Here is a 3,316-nt window from a genome sequence, read left to right as displayed (position 1 = left end):
TTAATCTTGACGATGACCTACTCTCACATGGGGAAACCCCACACTACCATCGGCGATGCATCGTTTCACTGCTGAGTTCGGGATGGGATCAGGTGGTTCCAATGCTCTATGGTCGTCAAGAAATTCGGTAGCCGGCTCGTTGGCCCTTACGGGTTCACGCTCCAGCGAATGGGGATGTGATAGATTTGTGTGTTTTTTGAATTTTCGACTGTTGCGTCTTCACACACCGCAATCTGGCGCCCTTTCGGGTCAGCAAATTGCTTGGGTGTTATATGGTCAAGCCTCACGGGCAATTAGTATTGGTTAGCTCAACGCCTCACAGCGCTTACACACCCAACCTATCAACGTCGTAGTCTTCGACGGCCCTTCAGGGGACTCAAGGTCCCAGTGAGATCTCATCTTGAGGCTAGTTTCCCGCTTAGATGCTTTCAGCGGTTATCTATTCCGAACATAGCTACCCGGCAATGCCACTGGCGTGACAACCGGAACACCAGAGGTTCGTCCACTCCGGTCCTCTCGTACTAGGAGCAGCCCCTCTCAAATCTCAAACGTCCACGGCAGATAGGGACCGAACTGTCTCACGACGTTCTAAACCCAGCTCGCGTACCACTTTAAATGGCGAACAGCCATACCCTTGGGACCGGCTTCAGCCCCAGGATGTGATGAGCCGACATCGAGGTGCCAAACACCGCCGTCGATATGAACTCTTGGGCGGTATCAGCCTGTTATCCCCGGAGTACCTTTTATCCGTTGAGCGATGGCCCTTCCATACAGAACCACCGGATCACTAAGACCTACTTTCGTACCTGCTCGACGTGTCTGTCTCGCAGTCAAGCGCGCTTTTGCCTTTATACTCTACGACCGATTTCCGACCGGTCTGAGCGCACCTTCGTACTCCTCCGTTACTCTTTAGGAGGAGACCGCCCCAGTCAAACTACCCACCATACACTGTCCTCGATCCGGATAACGGACCTGAGTTAGAACCTCAAAGTTGCCAGGGTGGTATTTCAAGGTTGGCTCCACGCGAACTGGCGTCCACGCTTCAAAGCCTCCCACCTATCCTACACAAGCAAATTCAAAGTCCAGTGCAAAGCTATAGTAAAGGTTCACGGGGTCTTTCCGTCTAGCCGCGGATACACTGCATCTTCACAGCGATTTCAATTTCACTGAGTCTCGGGTGGAGACAGCGCCGCCATCGTTACGCCATTCGTGCAGGTCGGAACTTACCCGACAAGGAATTTCGCTACCTTAGGACCGTTATAGTTACGGCCGCCGTTTACCGGGGCTTCGATCAAGAGCTTCGCGTTAGCTAACCCCATCAATTAACCTTCCGGCACCGGGCAGGCGTCACACCCTATACGTCCACTTTCGTGTTTGCAGAGTGCTGTGTTTTTAATAAACAGTCGCAGCGGCCTGGTATCTTCGACCGGCATGGGCTTACGCAGTAAATGCTTCACCCTCACCGGCGCACCTTCTCCCGAAGTTACGGTGCCATTTTGCCTAGTTCCTTCACCCGAGTTCTCTCAAGCGCCTTGGTATTCTCTACCCAACCACCTGTGTCGGTTTGGGGTACGGTTCCTGGTTACCTGAAGCTTAGAAGCTTTTCTTGGAAGCATGGCATCAACCACTTCGTGTGCCAAAGCACACTCGTCATCAGCTCTCGGCCTTAAGATCCCGGATTTACCTAAGATCTCAGCCTACCACCTTAAACTTGGACAACCAACGCCAAGCTGGCCTAGCCTTCTCCGTCCCTCCATCGCAATAACCAGAAGTACAGGAATATTAACCTGTTTTCCATCGACTACGCTTTTCAGCCTCGCCTTAGGGACCGACTAACCCTGCGTCGATTAACGTTGCGCAGGAAACCTTGGTCTTTCGGCGTGGGTGTTTTTCACACCCATTATCGTTACTCATGTCAGCATTCGCACTTCTGATACCTCCAGCAAGCTTCTCAACTCACCTTCACAGGCTTACAGAACGCTCCTCTACCGCATCACCTAAGTGATACCCGTAGCTTCGGTGTATGGTTTGAGCCCCGTTACATCTTCCGCGCAGGCCGACTCGACTAGTGAGCTATTACGCTTTCTTTAAAGGGTGGCTGCTTCTAAGCCAACCTCCTAGCTGTCTAAGCCTTCCCACATCGTTTCCCACTTAACCATAACTTTGGGACCTTAGCTGACGGTCTGGGTTGTTTCCCTTTTCACGACGGACGTTAGCACCCGCCGTGTGTCTCCCATGCTCGGCACTTGTAGGTATTCGGAGTTTGCATCGGTTTGGTAAGTCGGGATGACCCCCTAGCCGAAACAGTGCTCTACCCCCTACAGTGATACATGAGGCGCTACCTAAATAGCTTTCGAGGAGAACCAGCTATCTCCGAGCTTGATTAGCCTTTCACTCCGATCCACAGGTCATCCGCTAACTTTTCAACGGTAGTCGGTTCGGTCCTCCAGTTAGTGTTACCCAACCTTCAACCTGCCCATGGATAGATCGCCCGGTTTCGGGTCTATTCCCAGCGACTAGACGCCCTATTAAGACTCGCTTTCGCTACGCCTCCCCTATTCGGTTAAGCTCGCCACTGAAAATAAGTCGCTGACCCATTATACAAAAGGTACGCAGTCACCCAACAAAGTGGGCTCCCACTGCTTGTACGCATACGGTTTCAGGATCTATTTCACTCCCCTCTCCGGGGTTCTTTTCGCCTTTCCCTCACGGTACTAGTTCACTATCGGTCAGTCAGTAGTATTTAGCCTTGGAGGATGGTCCCCCCATATTCAGACAAGGTTTCTCGTGCCCCGTCCTACTCGATTTCATGACCAAGAGATTTTCGCGTACAGGGCTATCACCCACTATGGCCGCACTTTCCAGAGCGTTCCGCTAATCTCAAAGCCACTTAAGGGCTAGTCCCCGTTCGCTCGCCACTACTAAGGGAATCTCGGTTGATTTCTTTTCCTCAGGGTACTTAGATGTTTCAGTTCCCCTGGTTCGCTTCTTACGCCTATGTATTCAGCGTAAGATACCTAACTTATGTTAGGTGGGTTCCCCCATTCAGACATCTCCGGATCACAGTCTGTTTGCCGACTCCCCGAAGCTTTTCGCAGGCTACCACGTCTTTCATCGCCTCTGACTGCCAAGGCATCCACCGTATGCGCTTCTTCACTTGACCATATAACCCCAAGCAATCTGGTTATACTGTGAAGACGACATTCGCCGAAAATTCGCAATGTAACTCACAAATTTTACCTTAGCCTGAGCCCACACCAGTGAAAGTGTGGTCCAGTCTATCTTTCTATCACATACCCAAATTTTTAAAGAACGA

The 3,316-nt window shown here is 51.5% G+C and carries 2 rRNA genes; both read right to left on the bottom strand.

Features of this window, described 5'->3' with window-relative positions:
- Positions 1 to 4 precede the first annotated feature (4 nt).
- Positions 5 to 120, bottom strand: a 5S ribosomal RNA gene (gene rrf, locus ACN1C3_RS33125).
- Between the two features lie 152 nt (positions 121 to 272).
- A 23S ribosomal RNA gene (locus tag ACN1C3_RS33120) occupies positions 273 to 3,163 on the bottom strand.
- Between the last annotated feature and the right edge of the window lie 153 nt (positions 3,164 to 3,316).

This window comes from Pseudomonas sp. H11T01, from assembly GCF_048515765.1.
In the GTDB taxonomy this organism is placed as follows: Bacteria; Pseudomonadota; Gammaproteobacteria; order Pseudomonadales; family Pseudomonadaceae; genus Aquipseudomonas.
The sequence above is the reverse complement of the archived record's forward strand: the minus strand, read 5'-3'. Positions and strand labels throughout refer to the sequence as shown.